Genomic DNA, 632 nt, shown 5'->3' with positions numbered 1-632 from the left:
TTATCGGCAAGAGCATCAAAACCGACGTAGAGCGTGGTAGAGACTGTTCCAATAACTACAAATGCCAACGCCAAGAGAAGCATCCATGTATAGGTTTCACTGATGGTTTTTCGCATCCAATTTTTAATAAAAATCTGATCGAGAAAAAACAGCAAACAAAAGCCCAGCAGAGCTTTTCGTTCTTGAGATAACACGAGTAGCGCAAATGCAACTAGCATCAAAAAAGGGAACAGGCGAATTTTGTCGCGATACAAATAGAGTAGCGAGCACAACACTCCAAATCCGTATTTACTGACCCCGAGTAATTTAAATCCGCTTTGATAGCCTTGGGCGAAGTGCCATGCTGCGACTAGAGCACAGATGATAAAAAGTAGGTAGGTGAAATAGACCATCACTCGCTCATCATCAAATGCTCCGTAAGCGTAAAGTAAGCTCAGTAGACAAAGAATGGCTAGCCACTGAACGGTTTCGATCAATAGTGGGGCCAAAGGCACTCTGTTCAACAAACCATTGATAAATACATATCCAGTAAACAGCACCAAGAATCCGATACATGGATGCAACAGTTGCTTTGCTCTTCCTTCTAAAATGATCAAGGCGATTAAGCTAACAGAAAGCAAACTTGCGATATC

At 42.1% G+C, this 632-nt stretch carries 1 pseudogene; it reads right to left on the bottom strand.

Going from position 1 to position 632, the window contains the following annotated elements:
- Nucleotides 1-632 (bottom strand): annotated as a pseudogene (locus R7093_RS26195) (ligase); the annotation flags it as partial.

The organism is Vibrio sp. 1580 (assembly GCF_033340055.1).
Note: the sequence above shows the minus strand (reverse complement) of the source record. Positions and strands in the feature narration are given on the sequence as shown.